General features: G+C 49.7%; 14 protein-coding genes. 9 read left to right on the top strand and 5 right to left on the bottom strand.

What is annotated here, in order from left to right:
• The first annotated feature begins 119 nt into the window (after positions 1–119).
• Positions 120–1,544, top strand: a complete 1,425-nt coding sequence (locus tag AC9UFE_RS00970) for an RNA polymerase sigma factor (RefSeq protein WP_509544837.1) — start codon at positions 120–122, stop codon at positions 1,542–1,544.
• Positions 1,545–1,560: 16 nt separating this feature from the next.
• On the opposite strand, the gene AC9UFE_RS00965 is transcribed toward AC9UFE_RS00970, so the two are convergent.
• Positions 1,561–1,773 carry a DUF7455 domain-containing protein gene (locus AC9UFE_RS00965; protein WP_509544834.1) on the bottom strand — a complete coding sequence of 71 codons (213 nt, stop codon included), beginning with the start codon at positions 1,771–1,773 and terminating at the stop codon, positions 1,561–1,563.
• A 150-nt stretch (positions 1,774–1,923) separates the two neighbouring features.
• Between AC9UFE_RS00965 and AC9UFE_RS00960 the strand changes: the two genes are divergently transcribed.
• Positions 1,924–4,005, top strand: a complete 2,082-nt coding sequence (locus AC9UFE_RS00960) for a DNA gyrase/topoisomerase IV subunit B (RefSeq protein ID WP_509544831.1) — start codon at positions 1,924–1,926, stop codon at positions 4,003–4,005.
• Here AC9UFE_RS00960 and AC9UFE_RS00955 read toward each other — a convergent pair.
• Positions 4,002–6,395 (bottom strand): DNA gyrase/topoisomerase IV subunit A, encoded by a 2,394-nt coding sequence (locus AC9UFE_RS00955; protein WP_509544828.1) that lies wholly within the window; start codon positions 6,393–6,395, stop codon positions 4,002–4,004. The two genes, AC9UFE_RS00960 and AC9UFE_RS00955, sit on opposite strands and share 4 nt — an antisense overlap.
• 15 nt (positions 6,396–6,410) lie before the next feature.
• On the opposite strand from AC9UFE_RS00955, the gene AC9UFE_RS00950 reads away from it, so the two are divergent.
• Positions 6,411–7,535, top strand: coding sequence for an alkaline phosphatase family protein (locus AC9UFE_RS00950; RefSeq protein WP_509544825.1), 1,125 nt, complete (start codon positions 6,411–6,413; stop codon positions 7,533–7,535).
• Here the strand turns inward: AC9UFE_RS00950 and sepH are convergent.
• Positions 7,532–8,494: a septation protein SepH gene (gene sepH, locus AC9UFE_RS00945; protein ID WP_509544822.1), complete on the bottom strand. Its 963-nt coding sequence runs from the start codon at positions 8,492–8,494 to the stop codon at positions 7,532–7,534. The genes AC9UFE_RS00950 and sepH overlap by 4 nt on opposite strands.
• Positions 8,495–8,650: 156 nt before the next feature.
• Here sepH and AC9UFE_RS00940 point away from each other — a divergent pair, with 156 nt between their 5' ends.
• Positions 8,651–8,932: a DUF4193 family protein gene (locus AC9UFE_RS00940; RefSeq protein WP_509544819.1), complete on the top strand. Its 282-nt coding sequence runs from the start codon at positions 8,651–8,653 to the stop codon at positions 8,930–8,932.
• On the opposite strand, the gene AC9UFE_RS00935 is transcribed toward AC9UFE_RS00940, so the two are convergent.
• Positions 8,929–9,387 carry a DUF3093 domain-containing protein gene (locus AC9UFE_RS00935; protein ID WP_509545103.1) on the bottom strand — a complete coding sequence of 153 codons (459 nt, stop codon included), beginning with the start codon at positions 9,385–9,387 and terminating at the stop codon, positions 8,929–8,931. The genes AC9UFE_RS00940 and AC9UFE_RS00935 overlap by 4 nt on opposite strands.
• Before the next feature lie 25 nt (positions 9,388–9,412).
• On the opposite strand from AC9UFE_RS00935, the gene dut reads away from it, so the two are divergent.
• The 5 genes from dut to dxs are packed head-to-tail and all read left to right on the top strand — an operon-like array spanning position 9,413 to position 15,790.
• Positions 9,413–9,847: a dUTP diphosphatase gene (gene dut, locus AC9UFE_RS00930; RefSeq protein ID WP_509544817.1), complete on the top strand. Its 435-nt coding sequence runs from the start codon at positions 9,413–9,415 to the stop codon at positions 9,845–9,847.
• Positions 9,848–10,426, top strand: a complete 579-nt coding sequence (locus AC9UFE_RS00925) for a DUF3710 domain-containing protein (RefSeq protein WP_509544814.1) — start codon at positions 9,848–9,850, stop codon at positions 10,424–10,426.
• Complete coding sequence (locus AC9UFE_RS00920) at positions 10,426–11,097, top strand: DUF3159 domain-containing protein (protein WP_509544812.1); 672 nt, start codon at positions 10,426–10,428, stop codon at positions 11,095–11,097. Before AC9UFE_RS00925 ends, AC9UFE_RS00920 begins: the two co-directional genes overlap by 1 nt.
• A gap of 52 nt (positions 11,098–11,149) precedes the next feature.
• Positions 11,150–13,831 (top strand): aconitate hydratase AcnA, encoded by a 2,682-nt coding sequence (gene acnA, locus AC9UFE_RS00915; protein ID WP_509544809.1) that lies wholly within the window; start codon positions 11,150–11,152, stop codon positions 13,829–13,831.
• Positions 13,832–13,849: 18 nt separating this feature from the next.
• Positions 13,850–15,790, top strand: coding sequence for a 1-deoxy-D-xylulose-5-phosphate synthase (gene dxs / locus AC9UFE_RS00910; RefSeq protein ID WP_509544807.1), 1,941 nt, complete (start codon positions 13,850–13,852; stop codon positions 15,788–15,790).
• On the opposite strand, the gene AC9UFE_RS00905 is transcribed toward dxs, so the two are convergent.
• Complete coding sequence (locus AC9UFE_RS00905) at positions 15,741–17,024, bottom strand: HRDC domain-containing protein (protein ID WP_509544805.1); 1,284 nt, start codon at positions 17,022–17,024, stop codon at positions 15,741–15,743. The two genes, dxs and AC9UFE_RS00905, sit on opposite strands and share 50 nt — an antisense overlap.
• Position 17,025 lies beyond the last annotated feature (1 nt).

Below are 17,025 nucleotides of genomic sequence, written 5' to 3'. Positions count from 1 at the left end.
GCGCAAGAACACATGCAAATAGGTGCCATAATTGGAGAAGACCCAGTCGTCGAAGCAACTTTTCGACTTGACATGGGTCTTAGTAATTCCCGAAATCAAGGCAGTATCGAAAGGTCAGAGTGGCGAAAGCGACAGTAGCTCCAAAGAAGGCTTCCCCTAAAGCCTCCTTGAAAGCTGACCCGAAGGTCAAGAAAGCGCCAATCACATCAAAGGCCGCTCCGAAAAGTGCCAAGTCAAAAGTTGCCGCTAAGCCTGCGGGGAACAAAAGTGCAAAACCTGCGAAGCCTGCCGCTAAAAAAGTTTCCAAGCCTGCCGCTGTAAAACCAGGCCCAAAGTCAAAGTCTGGCTCAACTGGACCAGCAGAGAAAGTAAAGAAATCTTCGCTCAAAACTAAAGCCACTAAATCAAAGGCTGGAGATCTTCCCGAAGACGAGCTTGACGACGACGATGATGATGTTCTCGAGTCGGTTGAGGACATCGTTGCCGACGTTGCAGAAGCCGTTGATATCACAGCTGTTGAAATTGACTTAGCCGTTGAAGAAGTTGAAGAGGTTGTTGTTCCCGGTGGCGGATTTGTTCTTAAGAACACCGAAGAAGATGACATCCCAGCCCAGACAACTACCATTACCGGCGCCACAGCTGACCCTGTAAAGGACTACCTAAAGCAAATCGGTAAAGTCGCACTTTTGAATGCCGAGCTCGAAGTTGAGCTTGCTAAAAGAATTGAAGCTGGTTTGTTTGCCGAAGAGAAATTGGCTGGCAAGCGCCAGCTCTCCAAAGACCTAGAGCGCGATCTTCGTTGGGTTGTCAAGGACGGTCAAAAAGCCAAGAGCCATCTTTTGGAAGCTAACCTCAGACTTGTTGTTTCACTAGCAAAGCGTTACACCGGACGCGGTATGCAATTTTTGGATTTGATTCAAGAAGGTAACTTAGGTCTTATCCGTGCTGTAGAGAAGTTTGACTACACCAAGGGTTACAAGTTCTCTACCTATGCAACTTGGTGGATTCGCCAAGCCATTACTAGGGCCATGGCTGATCAGGCACGTACTATTCGAATTCCGGTTCACATGGTTGAGGTCATCAACAAACTAGCCAGAGTGCAGAGGCAGTTGCTCCAAGATCTCGGTCGCGAACCAACTCCAGAAGAACTAGCTAGAGAGTTAGACATGACACCGGAAAAGGTCGTCGAGGTTCAAAAGTATGGGCGCGAGCCAATCTCTCTTTCCACACCACTTGGTGAAGATGGTGACAGCGAGTTCGGTGACCTGATTGAGGATACCGAGGCTGTTGTTCCAGCGGACGCCGTAGGTTTCACCATGCTGCAGCGTGAGCTAGAAAGAATTCTTGGATCTTTGCATCCGCGGGAAGCAGGGGTAATCAAGAGCAGGTTTGGTTTAGGCGATGGAGTTCAGAAGACTCTCGACCAAATTGGTGAAGAGTTTGGCGTGACGCGTGAGCGAATAAGACAGATTGAATCAAAGACGATGTCGAAGCTTAGGCACCCGTCCAGATCCCAGATGCTGCGCGATTACTTGGAGCAGTAGCTTAAGTTCTCTTAAACTACTTGCTTAGCAGTCTGGCGGTTTCGTCTAGCCAACCTTTTGCAATTGGCTCTAACTTGGCCTTGTTGGCATTGCCGTGGTGGGCACAAAAAAGCAGCTCGCCGGTAGCAAGAGAAGCACGAATGTAAGCCTGAGCTCCACACACGTCGCAGCGGTCAGCTGCACTTAGTACTTCACTTGGGTTCTGGTCTTGAGTTTCTAATGGCTGCATTTTTCGATTGTTTCCCTTCCGGCTCCTATTTGAGCACACCAAACACTCGCTTTCGTTCAAATAGGTCCATATTTCGCTAACTGCGAAGTTATTTCACGACTTCGGGTGTTTGGAGACTGTCTAGGGCTTCGCCGAGATTAGCATTTCATAGTGGCAAGTGAAGACTATTCAGCTAGACATCTCTCCGTCCTAGAAGGCCTTGAGGCTGTACGTAAGCGCCCTGGTATGTACATCGGCTCTACCGATGGCCGCGGACTCATGCACTGCTTATGGGAGATCATCGATAACAGCGTTGATGAGGCGTTAGCTGGTCACGGCAAGCACGTGACGATCGAGCTGAACAAGGACGGCAGCGTCACCGTGGAAGATGACGGGCGCGGAGTTCCGGTAGACATAGAGCCAAAAACTGGACTTTCCGGTGTTGAAGTTGTTTTCACCAAACTGCACGCTGGTGGAAAGTTTGGAAGCGGCTCCTACGCAGCTTCTGGAGGTCTGCACGGTGTTGGTGCATCTGTTGTAAACGCATTGTCTGAAAGATTGGATGTTGAAGTCGATCGAAACGGCCAAACCTGGGCAATGTCGTTCCATCGTGGCGAACCAGGTGTTTTCGACGACAAGAAATCAATTTCTCCACAAAACCCCTTCAAGGCTTTTGCCAAGAAAAGCGAACTCAAGGTTCTTGGGAAAGTAGCCAAGAACAAAACCGGAACAAGAGTCAGGTATTGGCCAGACCCACAAATCTTCGTAAAAGAGACAGCTTTTGATTTGAAAGATCTTGAAGATCGAGCCAGGCAAACAGCCTTTCTAGTTCCTGGCTTAGTGCTTTCGGTCGTGGACAAAAGAAGCGGCAAAGCCACCAAGCAAGAATTCAAGTTTGACGGCGGCATCTCGGAGTTTGTTGACTTCCTTGCTCCTGACGCAGCTCTGACAGCAATTTGGAGACTCCGGGGAGAAACAGAGTTCACCGAGACAGTTCCGGTTCTCGACAAAAAAGGAAACATGGTTTCCACCGAGGTCACTAGAAAATGTGAGGTGGACATTGCGCTTCGCTGGGGAACCGGTTACGAAACCAGCTTCCGGTCGTTTGTGAACGTCATTGCAACACCCAAGGGTGGAACCCACGTCTCTGGCTTTGAACAAGGAGCCGTGAAGGCGATCCGTGCCGAGATTGAGGCAAATTCTAGAAAGCTAAAGCTTGGCAACGACAAGGTCGAAAAAGAAGACATCCTTGCAGGGCTAACAGCTGTTGTTGCGGTCCGCCTGGCTGAGCCACAGTTCGAAGGTCAGACCAAGGAGATTCTTGGGACGCCTGCAGTAAAGAACATTGTTTCCGCAATTGTCGCCAAGCGACTTAACGAGAGATTCTCTTCAGGTAAAAGAGACGACAAGACCCAATCGGCTCTTGTCCTAGAGAAGATAGTCGCCGAAACAAAATCGAGAGTGTCTGCAAGAACTCATAAGGAAACCCAGCGCAGAAAAAACGCCCTCGAGAGCTCGTCATTGCCTAGCAAACTTGTTGACTGCCGAACATCCGAGACTGAAGTTTCAGAGCTTTTCATAGTTGAGGGCGATTCGGCTCTGGGAACCGCAAAGCTGGCACGTAACAGCGAGTACCAAGCACTGCTTCCAATACGAGGCAAAATTCTGAATGTTCAAAAGGCCTCGGTAGCCGACATGCTCTCCAACACAGAGTGCGCATCGATTATCCAAGTGCTGGGAGCAGGTTCCGGTCGTAGCTTTGAACTTCCTGCCGCACGGTATGGAAAAGTGATTCTAATGAGCGATGCAGATGTTGATGGCGCACACATCAGAACATTGCTATTGACCCTTTTCTTTAGATACATGCGGCCCCTGGTTGAGGCTGGAAGAGTTTATGCGGCGGTGCCACCGCTTCATCGAGTGACGGTGATAAATCCTGGGACCAAAGCAAACGAGCATATCTATACCTATTCGCAGGCCGAGCTAGAGAAGTTACTTGCAAAACTAAAGACCGCCAAGAAGAGTTACCAAGAACCAATTCAGCGCTATAAGGGACTCGGAGAGATGGACGCCGAACAACTGGCCGAAACGACCATGGACCGATCAAAGCGCGCCCTTAGGAGAGTCACCGTAAAAGATGCCGCGGCAGCCGAGAAAATGTTTGAGCTGTTGATGGGTAATGAGGTCGGTCCAAGAAGAGACTTTATTATCGACTCTGCAGACACCTTAGAGCGAGAAAGAATCGACGCCTAAGCTAATCCGATAAAGCTAATGGCTGGTGCTGCGTCTCCCGAGGTATCTCGCTTTTGAATTTCGTACTCAATACCGATTGCTTTACCCTTGGCGTCGAGTAGTTGGAATGTCTCTGGACCAACAAAAGCTAAAGCGATCTGATCTCTAGCCTTAGTGAATTTGTGAGATCTCATTCCACCGGTAGCCCTACCCTTCTTGGGGAATTCATCAATCTTGCTGACCTTGAAAGCCCCGGGATCCGTTCCAGGGAGAGATTTGGAGCTGTTTGCGATCGTGAAGACGATGTTCTTGTCCTTTGGCTTTAGGACACCAAAGAATATGACCTCTGACTCTGTCTTGATTCCGGCCATTCCCGCGCCGTTTCTACCCTGAGGTCGGACGGTCTTGGCATCGAATCGAAGTAGCTGCGCGTCCTGAGTGATAAAAACGAGTTCATCGTTTTCTTCCGAAAGTGCAGCTCCCACTAGTTTGTCGCCAGCTTTCAAGTTGATGCATTCGAAGTCTGATTTTTGAGGAAAGTCTGGAAGAACTCTTTTTACAGTTCCATTTTTGGTCCCGAGGGCAACCACGCTCTTATCGTCAACCGGAATGATTGCGATAACTTTTTCCTTCTTGCCGATTCCCAGGAATTCCGCGGCCATTGGGCCAGGGTTCTGGGCGCCATACTCACCGACTGGAATATCCCCGATGTGAGTTCTGAGCATTCTCCCGAGGTCTGTAATGAAAACTACGTCAGATCGAGTCGTGGAAGGGAACCAGCTTCTGTATCCAAGCTTTCTTGAGGTTGGTGCATCAGATGACTCTGATCGGAAAACACGTCCGTTCGAAGTTAGAGTAACGGCTGTGGGGGAGTCGGTTAGCTGCGCCGATACTTGATCTTTACCGCTGGAAACCGGCGCAGCAATTTCCTCGGCTTGTATTGATGTTCGGCGGTCATCGCCGTAGTTGTCAGCAACTTCTTGCAGCTCAGTGGCAACTAGTTCTTTCAAGATCTTGTCGGAAGAAAGAATCTTCTCGAGTTCCTCAATCTCTTTCTTAAGCTGTTTCTTCTCGTTGTCTAATTCGAGCTTGGAGAACTTAGTTAGCCTTCTGAGTCGAAGTTCCAGTATGTATTCGGCTTGGATGTCAGAGAGCTTGAACTTCTTCATGAGCTTGGTTTTGGCCTCTTGCACCTCTTCTGAAGCCCTAATAATCTTGATGACCTCATCGATCGCCACGATTGCAAGCAGCATTCCTTCGACTAGGTGCAATCTGGCCTGACGCTTACCCAGGCGGTTTTGACTGCGACGCTTGGTGACAACAACCCGGTGAGCTAGATAGACACCCAGTAGGTCTCGAAGTCCGAGGGTTTGTGGCTGACCGTCAACGAGAGCCACGTTGTTGATACCGAAGCTATCTTCCATTGGGGTGTAGCGGTAAAGAAGATCAAGAACTACTTGTGGGTCGAAGCCAGTCTTGAGCTCAATAATCAGCTTTAGTCCGTTGCTGCGATCGGTCAGATCAATCACATCAGATATACCCTGAATCTTCTTGCTGTTGACACCCTCCTTGATTTTTTCGATTACCTTTTCCGGGCCAATCAAATAGGGAAGCTCGGTTACAACCAACCCCATTTTTCTCGGGGCAACGCTCTCAACCGAAACCCTGGCACGCGTCTTGAAAGAGCCGCGGCCGGTTTCGTATGCCTCAGCGATTCCCTCCCCGGCAATGATGATTCCACCGTTTGGAAAATCTGGAGCAGGAACGATTTTCATTAGATCCTGGAGCGTGCTCTTTGGGTGCTTAAGAAGGTGTATTGCCGCTTTGATAACCTCACGCATATTGTGAGGAGGCATGTTGGTAGCCATACCAACGGCAATTCCAGAAGCCCCGTTTACTAGAAGATTCGGGAAAGCAGCAGGTAGAACCTCGGGCTCTGAAAGCTGAGCGTCGTAGTTGGGCTTGAAATCAACGACATCCTCATTCAAGCCCTCATTCATCATTAGGGCTGCCGCAGAGAGTCTTACTTCTGTATACCGAGCCGCAGCTGGCCCATCGTCCAAGCTTCCGAAGTTTCCGTGACCGTCAATTAGTGGAGCGCGAAGTGAGAACGGCTGGGCCATTCGAACTAGTGCGTCATAGATAGCGCTATCACCGTGGGGGTGGAGCTTTCCCATGACCTCGCCAGTTACTCGGGCGGATTTCACATGACCCTTGTCTGGACGAAGACCCATCTCACCCATTTGGTAGACGATGCGCCTATGAACAGGCTTAAGGCCATCCCTAGCGTCGGGCAATGCTCTTGAGTAAATAACGGAATAGGAATACTCAAGAAACGAATCCTGCATCTCCTTCGAGAGGTCGATGTCGAAGATGCGCTCTGGAACTACTTCAATAGGATCTTTGGCCATGGTCTTCCTGTTGCTGTGGCAAACTTAGCTTCGATGCTACCTTCTGTTCCCAAATCACTCGGGAGGCTTTCCGATGCCTACTCGAGTGCGTATCTTGCGCTCGACTCAGCAGACAATCCGCTCAAACTAGCTAAGAAGAAGAGTTATCTAGTAATTCTCGTGGATGGCCTTGGAACTGAAAATATCAGATCAGCCGCCGGGCATGCCTCATTTTTGAACCAGAAGCTAAAAGCAGCCAGTTCACTATTCGCCGGCTTTCCGGCAACCACCAGTTCGAGCTTAACTTCGATGGCAACCGGTAAACCAAATGGTAGTCATGCAGTTTTGGGTCACCGAGTGTACGACCGAGCAATTAAGCAAAACATAAACTTTCTAAACGACCTTGGTTCCGAATTAGACCCGCGCAAGTATCAGGATCTGGACACGATCTCCGAAACAGCCGCCGCTCAAGGTGTGATTGTTTCAACAATTGGCCCTTTGGAATACGACCAGTCAGGTTTCACGTTGGCAACAATGCCAAATGCAAAATACATTCCAGCCGCTAGCTTCGAGGATCGTTTTTCATCGGCAAAAAAGGCTCTCAGCGTTCCAAACAGCTTGACCTACCTCTACTTTCCCGAACTTGATCAACTCGCACATCGCTATGGCTCAAAATCTCTGCGATGGCTAAACAAGTTGGAAGACCTGGACGCCGAACTGGCCAAATTTGCACGATCGCTAAGTTCGAATGATGGCGTGATTCTGACTGCCGACCACGGAGTCATAGACGTTCCGATGGATAGACACATATATCTTGATGAATACGACTGTTTTGACGATCTTGAGCAAATCGGCGGCGATCCAAGAGTTGGTTTTCTGTATTTTCCGGAATCCGTCAATCTCGCTTCAAAGCTAGAACAGATCAACCAAGAAGTTGGAAACGTATGCGATGTCGTAACCGTTGCCGAACTAGTAGAGGCCAAGTGGCTCGCAGAATTGTCACATCAGGCAATTCTGATTTCCCCTGATCTTGTTCTTCTGCCGAAATCAAATCGTGTTGTTTACCATCGCGGTTTTGCGAAATCAAGATCTCTTTTGATGATCGGTCAACACGGGGGAATGATGCAAGCGGAATGGGAAGTTCCACTAATTGTTTTCTAATCTTCGGTTTTAGTTCCAAAGACTATCTCGTCCCAGCTTGGGATAGATGCCCTTCCTCTTTTGTTGGCCGGTGGTGTCTCGGGGGTAACTTCTGGAGGGTCCTGACTCACGTCTTCTTCTGAAAACGACTCTTGCTCTTCGAAGTCGGGAACAACGGACAAAAAGTCCGTGGAGGGAATGTCTTCTTGCTCTTCTAGCAGCTCTCGCTCGTTACGCTTTTTTCGAAGCGCTTCCAATAGGTCAGCAGTGTCGGAGATCGGTGTGAGTGGCGCAGCTGATTCCTGAAGAGGTGTCGGTGTCACCTTGGGTACTTCACGAACGATTTCAACGGTGTCTGCAAGATTTGAAGTGAAGTCTGAGGCTGGGGTTTGTACCGGACGCAACTTAGGCGCTGGACTAGCTATCCGGTCTCCGGATGAGAGTGAAATCGCTGACTCATTTTCTGGGATAAGTGCTAGACGCTTTGGGTCGTAGAGCCAAGTGGCTTTGTTTTGCTTGCCAGCAAGTTCGTACTCGCAGTAAATATAGAACCCATGCTCCGGGGCTTTCATGGCAGACCATTTTTCAATTCCTGCTCCGCTGGCAGCAAGTCTTGCCTTGATGATTTCTCCAAATTCCCGAGTTGTTGGATTGTTGAATCGGTCACCTGGCACTTCGAGGCGAACAGTTAGTGCATTCAAGACCGCATGATTTAGTTCATCGAGAACTGGTTGAGCAAATTTCATAACGTAGTCAACTGGAGCGCCGCTGGCTTGGACAATCTCTTCAATGCTTCGGCCCACACGTATTTCTTCTTGGATCTCCCTCGGGCTCAACCTGGGCTGATCCAGCATCCGGGGAACTTCGTTCTTAATGGCGCTTCGGAGTGGCTGATCCAGAAGTAGGCGATATTTTTGACCCTCGGAGTCTTCCAGCAATAGAAAATCACCGTCTGAACCCAAGAATCTGATGTCTTTCATGGCTTGCTATCTCCTGTCTAAGAGTTTGCCAGCAAGCTTGTTCTCGAAGCGCAAAAACACGGCAAATTCCAAGGAAATTAACGCTGTGTCAGTTTGCTATTGGGGGGTATTTGTTAGACACTACTAGCGCCTAAAGAACGAAAGAAAGGGCCAACCATGGCTACCGATTACGACGCTCCTAGAAAAGCTGACGACGACACAGAGTCGCTCGAAGCCATAAAGGAACGCGGCCCCGCCAAAGCGGCTTCGGACACCGAAGACATTGACGCCGGGGACTCTTTCTCAATCCCAGACGTGGTTTCAGAAGATCTCGAAGTAGTGGTCTTGCCGCCTCAGGAAGATGAATTCACCTGCTCGAACTGCTTTATCGTCAAGCACCGTTCGTTAGTTGCGAGAAAGACCAAGAACGGCCCTATCTGTTCCGAGTGTGATTCTTAGGATTTGCTAAGCGCCTCAACTAGCTTCTTTGGATTTCTTGTCGACACCAGCCAGTAGGGAGTCGGATCCTCGGGATCTGTAACCGGGATTTTCACAGCTGTCTTTACCGATCCTTGAAAAACCTTGTGGGCAGCAGGGTCAAGGTTTGGACCACGTTCTGCAAATATTTCACTCTTGTCTATGGCTTGGGGTGTTCCAACTAAGTTTCTAGCGATCGACACCCTGCCCACCCGGAGATGGTTCTTTGAAACCTGAATCCTTGGTGCTCTGAATACAAGCAAACCCCAAATTGTGGAAACGGCAATCAGGCCCACCACTAGCCCAATTATTAGGTCAAATGGCTCAGCGATTATCACCGTTGATGGCAACAGCACAAATACTGCGGCAAAGGTCCCAAAATTGGGAAGCACACGCTCGCTGTAGAGCAACGAATCAGGCTTTACTAGTTCAGTCACACTCAATAGATTACGCTGGGAATCTATGACTGACGTACCTGTTCTAATCTCAGCACTTCCAGGTTTCGAGCCTAGCTACGCTAAGGCTGGTGACGCTGGAGCAGATCTTCGCTCCACCAAGAAGCTTTCAATTGCCCCTGGTAGCCGCGAACTCGTTCCAACTGGAGTTTCGATAGCTTTGCCGTCTGGGTTTGTAGGTCTAGTTCACCCTCGTTCTGGTCTTGCTCTAAAGCATGGTGTAACGGTTCTAAATTCACCGGGCACGATTGACGCCGGGTATCGCGGCGAGATTATGGTCACGCTCTATAACTCTTCCTCTGAATCCTTTGATGTGGAGGAAGGAGACCGCATCGCTCAACTGCTAATTCAAAAGGTAGAGCGCGCGGACTTCATCGCAGTTGAACAACTACCTGACAGCGACAGGGGCCAATCTGGCTTTGGATCGACGGGAAACAAGTAAGTGGATAATTACGGCACTACTAAGTCACAGCCGCTTGATCGGTTCAGTGCTGGCCCGTTTGACATTACCGAATTGATTCAGGTTCGCCCCAGCATTGATTTTGGAGCCATCCAGCTTCCAATGCGAGATGACGTTGTTTACAAGCTCGAAGTTGAAGAAGCAACTAATCGAATCGTGGCACTAACGGTCGAGCACAGGGGCTCCACGTTACAACTTCAAGCGTTTAGTGCCCCGGGAGCCGAAGGAGTCTGGCACGAGGTTCGATCTGCTCTAGAGCAGTCAATAACGGCACAGGGTGGCAAAACTGAGAGCGTGGTTGGTCCTTTGGGTCCTGAGCTAAACGCTCAGATACCAACTAGAGATGGCACTTCGAGGCTGGCAAAGTTTATTGGGGTTGATGGCCCAAAGTGGTTCCTACGCGGTGTAATAAGTGGCCTCGCACTTGGTGACACGTTATCAATGTCACACATGATTGACATTTTTAGATCCGTTGCCGTGGTTCGCGGTAGCGCACCAATGCCACCAAAGGAACTTTTAGAACTTGTTGCTCCAGCGGGCGCCCAAAAGAGTGTGAGCTAATGAGCGACGATAAAGTTCGCGCTTCTGCCGCGAAGCGGCTTGGAATTAGTTCCACTGACGGCAACCTCAGTCTTGATGGAAAATCCTTGCTAGAAGGCATGGGCGGAAAGCTTGGAATCACAGAGACGATTTTGCCAAGCGTGCTGTTTGGGGCAAGCTTTGCCCTAACCGGTGAAGCGATTATTGCGGTTTCGTTAGCGGGTGGAACTTCAGCGCTGTTTATTCTCTATCGCTTGATCACACGCAAATCTGCAAGCAGCGCACTAATCGGTGCTATAGCCGTGGGTTTTGCTGCCTGGCTTGCTCTTCGCGAAGGCGGTGATGCAGTTGACTACTTTGTACCGGGATTTATTACCAACGCTGTTTACGGCAGTGTCCTTTTGATCTCAATCTTGGTTCGCTGGCCGATTATTGGTGTTTTGGTAGAGATTCTTCGAGGCAATGCAACCAGTTGGCGCAAGGACCGAAAGAAACTAACGATCTACTCACTGGTTACTGCGATGTGGGTAGGGTTTTTCAGTCTTCGGCTGGCCGTCCAGGTTCCTCTTTTTCTAGCTGGAAGCGTTGAACTACTGGCAACCGCAAGAGTGGCCATGGGTCCACCGCTTTATGCGCTGGTTATCCTGGTGACCTGGCTGATACTTCGAGCCACGGTGCTTCGGACCCGGTAAGTGGTAAATTTGATAGCTGGAGCTCATTTGCTCAAATACCTAGGAGTTATAGATGTCAAAGATTGACAGTTTCGGCGTAGGGCGCGATCTTTTGGTGGGCACCGAGTCCTACCGCATCTTCGACATCAGCAAGCTAGAGGCCAAGACCTTGCCCTACAGCTTAAAGATTCTTCTGGAGAACCTTCTTCGAACTGAAGATGGAGCTAACGTAACTTCTTCTCACATTCAATCCATTCTGGACTGGGACCCAAAGGCGGAACCGGACACTGAGATTCAGTTCACACCGGCACGAGTGATCATGCAGGACTTCACTGGTGTCCCATGTGTAGTAGATCTGGCAACCATGCGCGAAGCCATGGTTGATCTCGGGGGAGACCCAAAGAAGATTAACCCGCTAGCTCCAGCTGAGCTAGTTATCGACCACTCGGTGGTTATCGACGTCGCGGGGTCCGCGGATGCTTTTGAAAAGAACGTCGAATATGAATACCAGCGAAACGCTGAGCGCTACCAATTCCTTCGTTGGGGGCAGATGGCGTTCGACGATTTCAAGGTAGTTCCTCCTGGCACCGGAATCGTGCACCAGGTCAACATAGAGTACCTAGCCCGCACCGTGATGACCAGGAACGTTAATGGACAGTTACTTGCCTACCCAGACTCCTGTGTTGGAACCGATTCCCACACCACAATGGTTAACGGCCTTGGAGTTTTGGGTTGGGGTGTTGGTGGAATTGAGGCCGAGGCTGCGATGCTTGGCCAGCCAGTTTCCATGCTCATTCCAAAAGTTGTTGGCTTCAAGCTCACTGGTCAGATTCCGATGGGAGCAACGGCAACTGATGTTGTGCTGACCATCACTCAGAAACTTCGCGAGCACGGTGTAGTGGGTAAGTTCGTTGAGTTCTATGGAGCAGGGGTAGCCTCAGTGCCTCTAGCGAACCGAGCAACAATTGGAAACATGAGCCCTGAGTTTGGTTCAACTGTTGCAATCTTCCCAATTGACGCAGTAACTCTTGACTACCTTCGCTTTACTGGGAGAAAGCCAGCTGAAATTGAACTTGTCGAGCAGTACAGCAAAGCGCAGGGACTTTGGCACGATCCTTCGATCGAACCTAGTTACAGCGAATACCTAGAGCTTGACCTTTCAACCGTTGTTCCATCAATAGCCGGGCCTAAGCGTCCCCAGGATCGAATCGAATTGTCCAAGTCAAAGAATCAGTTCGCGAAAGACATCCTTACCTACTCCTCAAAAGCTTCTAAGCCAGCAAAGGTATCCGGAAAAGATTTCTCGATGGACAACGGACACGTGAGCATCGCTTCGATAACCTCTTGCACCAACACTTCAAACCCTTCTGTGATGATGGCGGCGGGACTTCTTGCAAGAAAAGCTGTTGCAAAGGGCCTGAAAGCAAAGCCTTGGGTCAAGACATCCTTAGCCCCTGGATCAAAGGTTGTTACCGACTACTACGACAAGGCCGGATTAACTAAGGACCTAGACGCTCTGGGTTTCCAACTGGTTGGCTACGGCTGCACAACGTGTATTGGAAACTCCGGACCTCTTGATGAGGAAATCTCTGCCGCAGTGAACGAAAACGACCTAGCTGTTACCGCTGTGCTTTCTGGAAATAGAAACTTTGAGGGACGCATCAATCCGGATGTGAAAATGAACTACTTGGCCTCGCCGCCGCTAGTAATTGCTTACGCGCTAGCTGGAACCATGGATTTTGATTTTGAGAAAGATTCGCTTGGTGAAGACTCTTCCGGAGAAGATGTCTTCTTGAGAGACATCTGGCCGACTCCCGAGGAAGTGCAAAACACTATTGACTCGTCAATCAACTCGGATATGTTCACCACTCAGTACGCAGGTGTTTTCGATGGTGATAAGAGATGGCAATCTCTTGAGACTCCAACCGGAGATACCTTTTCTTGGGATGCCAAGTCAACCTATGTTCGCAAACCGCCTTACTTCGACGGAATGAAAATGGACCCCACACCGGTTACAGATATCCACGGAGCTCGCGTGCTTGCGAAGCTCGGTGATTCTGTGACAACTGATCACATCAGTCCAGCTGGATCAATCAAGGCTGATTCACCTGCCGGTAAGTACCTAACCGAGCACGGAGTATCAAGGGTTGATTTCAACAGCTATGGATCTCGCCGTGGAAATCACGAGGTTATGATTCGTGGAACATTTGCCAACATTCGTTTGCGTAACCAGCTACTTCAAGATGTTGAGGGTGGTTACACCAGAGACTTCACAACTACCTCAGGGGATCAGGCTTTTATTTACGACGCTGCAGAAAACTATCAGGCCGCTGGAACACCGCTAGTAATTCTTGGCGGGAAAGAATATGGTTCTGGATCTTCAAGGGACTGGGCTGCAAAGGGTACCAGCTTGCTTGGTGTTCGAGCTGTCATCACCCAAAGCTTCGAGCGCATTCACCGCAGCAACCTAATTGGAATGGGTGTCCTGCCCTTGGAATTCCCGTCCGGATCTTCGGCTGACTCATTGGGCCTTGATGGCACGGAGATTTTTGACATCTCCGGAGTTGAGAAACTAAACGAGGGTGTTACACCTAAAACCCTGCAGGTACTTGCCAAGCCAAGTGAGCACTCCAAGCCTGGAAAGCAAACTGTTCAGTTTGAGGCGACTTTGAGAATCGACACCCCTGGAGAAGCTGACTATTTCCGCCATGGCGGAATCTTGCAGTATGTGCTTCGATCGTTAGTAAAGGCATAGAGGAAGTCACATACCAAAATGAGCATTCTAGACAGGGTCAATGGACCGGAGGACCTGAAGGGTCTAAAGGACGCTGAGGTCATCGAACTCGCATCGGATATTCGTGAGTTTTTAATATCCAAGGTTGCAAAAACTGGAGGGCACCTAGGTCCTAACTTGGGTGTGGTTGAAACCACTCTTGCTATCCACCGAGTATTTGATTCACCAAAAGACAGCATCATTTTTGACACCGGTCACCAGTCATATGTTCACAAGTTGCTTACTGGAAGAAAGAACTTCGACAATTTGCGCTCCAAGGAGGGTCTAGCCGGCTACCCACAACGCTCCGAGTCGGTGCACGACATTGTTGAAAGCTCACACGCTTCATCTTCTATATCTTGGGGAGACGGCATCGCAAAGGCCTATCGCCTAACAAAACAGGACGATCGCTATGTGATTGTGGTTGTTGGAGACGGTGCTCTCACAGGTGGCATGACCTGGGAAGCGCTCAACAACATCAGCGACGACAACGACCGCAAGCTGGTGATTGTTGTCAACGACAATGGAAGATCATACGCACCAACTATCGGTGGGTTGGCCAGGTATCTCAACGGCATTCGAACCGAACGTATTTATCGCAGGCTTTACAGACTTATTCGCAAGGTTTTCTATAAATTCGGTATGCCAGGAAGAATGGCTTACTCGACATTGCGCGGTGCCGCTAAGGGATTACTTGGCACCTTCGCACCTAAGGGAATCTTCCCAAATCTTGATTTGAAGTACATCGGTCCAGTTAACGGTCACGATATGAACGCCATGGAAGAAGCCCTAAAGCAGGCAAAGAAGTATGCCAATCCAGTTATCGTGCACGCAATTACCCAAAAAGGTAAAGGTTACGAACCGGCTGTGAGCGATGAAGCTGATCAGTTCCACGCGGTTGGTCAAATTGATCCAGACACCGGAAAAGCTGTTGGAGATTCAGGCAAGCAGAGTTGGACCGGCGTTTTCGCAGATGAAATGGTTGAGATTGCAAAGAACAAGCCCAACGTAATTGGGATTACTGCAGCGATGTTAATTCCCGTAGGGCTTCACAAGTTTGCCCAGAAGTATCCAGAGCGGGTATTCGATGTTGGAATCGCCGAGCAGCATGCGGTGACTTCCGCGGCTGGAATGGCTTTTGGAGGGCTGCATCCTGTTGTGGCTGTCTACGCCACTTTCATGGGTCGCGCGTTTGATCAGGTTTTGATGGATGTTGCTTTGCACAAGGCAGGAGTCACTTTTGTGCTGGACCGTGCGGGTGTAACTGGTCCTGACGGCGCTAGCCATCACGGTATGTGGGATCTGGCCATGCTACAGATTGTTCCTGGCATCCGAATCGCATCACCTAGAGATGGCAAGAGGCTGGTTGAAGAGCTCAATGAAGCAATCGAAGTATCTGATGGACCGACTGTTATTAGGTTCCCGAAGGGTTCTGTTTCTCAAGAGATCGAAGCAATAAGACGACTAGATGACGGCGTTGATGTACTTATGGAGAGCCCAGCTAAAGACGTACTTATCTTGACCGTTGGTTCAATGGCTCACGTGGGACTACAAGTTGCCAAGATGCTTGCAGATCAGGGAATTGGTGCAACAGTAATTGATCCTCGTTGGGTCATTCCAGTTCCTGCCTCTGTAGTTAGCCTTGCGAGCAAGCACAGGCTTGTTGTCACAATCGAAGATGGTATTCGAGTTGGTGGCATAGGTACCAGAGTGCGCCAGGATCTTCGCGCGGCTCAGGTTGATACGGCCCTCAGCGAGATCGGACTACCCGATGAGTTTCTGGAGCATGCCTCAAGAGATGAAATATTGGACCGCGTTGGTCTCAACGCACAAGATATTTCCAGAGAGATTGTGGCTCAAGTGCTTGGTGCGAGAGTGCCGCACGCGAGGGCTATTCCTGAGGACTCTGTAGTTTCAGATCAGGCTCGTCTAGCCGACTAATTGAATCCAGTATTGCTTCTGCCGTTAGATCGACCTGCCACGCTCTTGCCCCAAAACCCAAAAGAGCTTGTCTAACATTCTCAAGAGTTGAGGGTTCTGATGGCGCAAAACAAACTTGGCGTAAATAATCTGGCGTGAGCAAGTTCTCTAGTGGCAAATTTGAGCTCTCGCTAATTTTTGTCAAAGCATTCTTTGCGTGACGCAAACGCCGATCAGCCTCCGGGTACTTAGCTGCCCAGTTGCGATGGTTTGGAATCCCTTCTGTCTTCTCTGCTCTGATAGCTGGAAGAACAGTAGCTTTATAGGATGATTGCAGCGCTTCCCACCATAGATCCAAGTAACTTCTTGAAGCTCGACCAGTAAAGGTTCGTAGTGATGCCAGCTCGGGTCTAGTTCTAGGTTTTGCTACTGCCGCGGCCAAAATGGCTGCATCAGGAACCAACCTCCCGGGTGAGACGTCCATCTTGATGGCGAGTTCTTCCCGCGCCATCCAAAGTTGTCTTGCGATCTCTAAGGACAACTGGTCCGAAACTTTACTAAGGCCGGATATTCCGCGCCAGCGATCTTGCTTCGCTGGCTTTTGCTTGAATGAAAGCAGGTTTTCAAACTCTTCGGCAGCCCAGCCCGATTTACCTTGTTGGTCAAGCAAGCCCGTCAGGCTTGCTTGAAGCTCATGTAGGAGCTCAACATCGAGGGCTGCATAGTTCAACCAGCTCTCCGGTAGGGGCCTCGTGCTCCAATCAGCAGCGGAATGCTCCTTTGCTATTGCTATACCAAGTAGTGATTCAACTAAAGAACCAAGGCCGACTCTTGGCTGGCCTGTTAGCCGCCCAGCTAACTCAGTGTCGAAGATTGCTTTGGGGTGCAATCCAAGTTCTTGAAGGCACGGTATGTCCTGAGTTGCAGCGTGGAGTATCCACTGCCTATCGCCAAGAAAATTTCGAAGCTCTGAGAACTCTTTAGACTCCACCAATGCAGTATCTGATGTCGGGTCTAATAGAAAAATGTCAGAGTTTTCTGTCTTTAGCTGAATAAGGTACGCGCGCTGAGAATACTTAAAACCTGAGGCTCTTTCCGCATCAACTGCGACGGGGCCTTGAGTTTTTAGCAGAAGCTCAAGTGCAGTCGCGAGCTCTTGAGAGTTCTCAATCAGATGATATCTCGTTTTCGGGGCTGCAAGTTTCTCGAGAGTCAGCGAAGGTGTATCTAGTAGGTCTGGATCTTCTGCAGCCAAG

The organism is Rhodoluna sp. (assembly GCF_044239955.1).
In the GTDB taxonomy this organism is placed as follows: Bacteria; Actinomycetota; Actinomycetes; order Actinomycetales; family Microbacteriaceae; genus Rhodoluna.
This window is presented reverse-complemented; position numbering and strand designations above follow the sequence as displayed.

What these genes read in the sequence shown, in the direction of transcription:
- AC9UFE_RS00955 (WP_509544828.1), bottom strand. Translation starts at nt 6,395, where the DNA reads ATGGCCAAAGATCCTATTGAAGTAGTTCCAGAGCGCATCTTCGACATC.
- AC9UFE_RS00940 (WP_509544819.1), top strand. Translation starts at nt 8,651, where the DNA reads ATGGCTACCGATTACGACGCTCCTAGAAAAGCTGACGACGACACAGAG.
- acnA (WP_509544809.1), top strand. Translation starts at nt 11,150, where the DNA reads ATGTCAAAGATTGACAGTTTCGGCGTAGGGCGCGATCTTTTGGTGGGC.
- dut (WP_509544817.1), top strand. Translation starts at nt 9,413, where the DNA reads ATGACTGACGTACCTGTTCTAATCTCAGCACTTCCAGGTTTCGAGCCT.
- AC9UFE_RS00965 (WP_509544834.1), bottom strand. Translation starts at nt 1,773, where the DNA reads ATGCAGCCATTAGAAACTCAAGACCAGAACCCAAGTGAAGTACTAAGT.
- dxs (WP_509544807.1), top strand. Translation starts at nt 13,850, where the DNA reads ATGAGCATTCTAGACAGGGTCAATGGACCGGAGGACCTGAAGGGTCTA.
- AC9UFE_RS00920 (WP_509544812.1), top strand. Translation starts at nt 10,426, where the DNA reads ATGAGCGACGATAAAGTTCGCGCTTCTGCCGCGAAGCGGCTTGGAATT.
- sepH (WP_509544822.1), bottom strand. Translation starts at nt 8,494, where the DNA reads ATGAAAGACATCAGATTCTTGGGTTCAGACGGTGATTTTCTATTGCTG.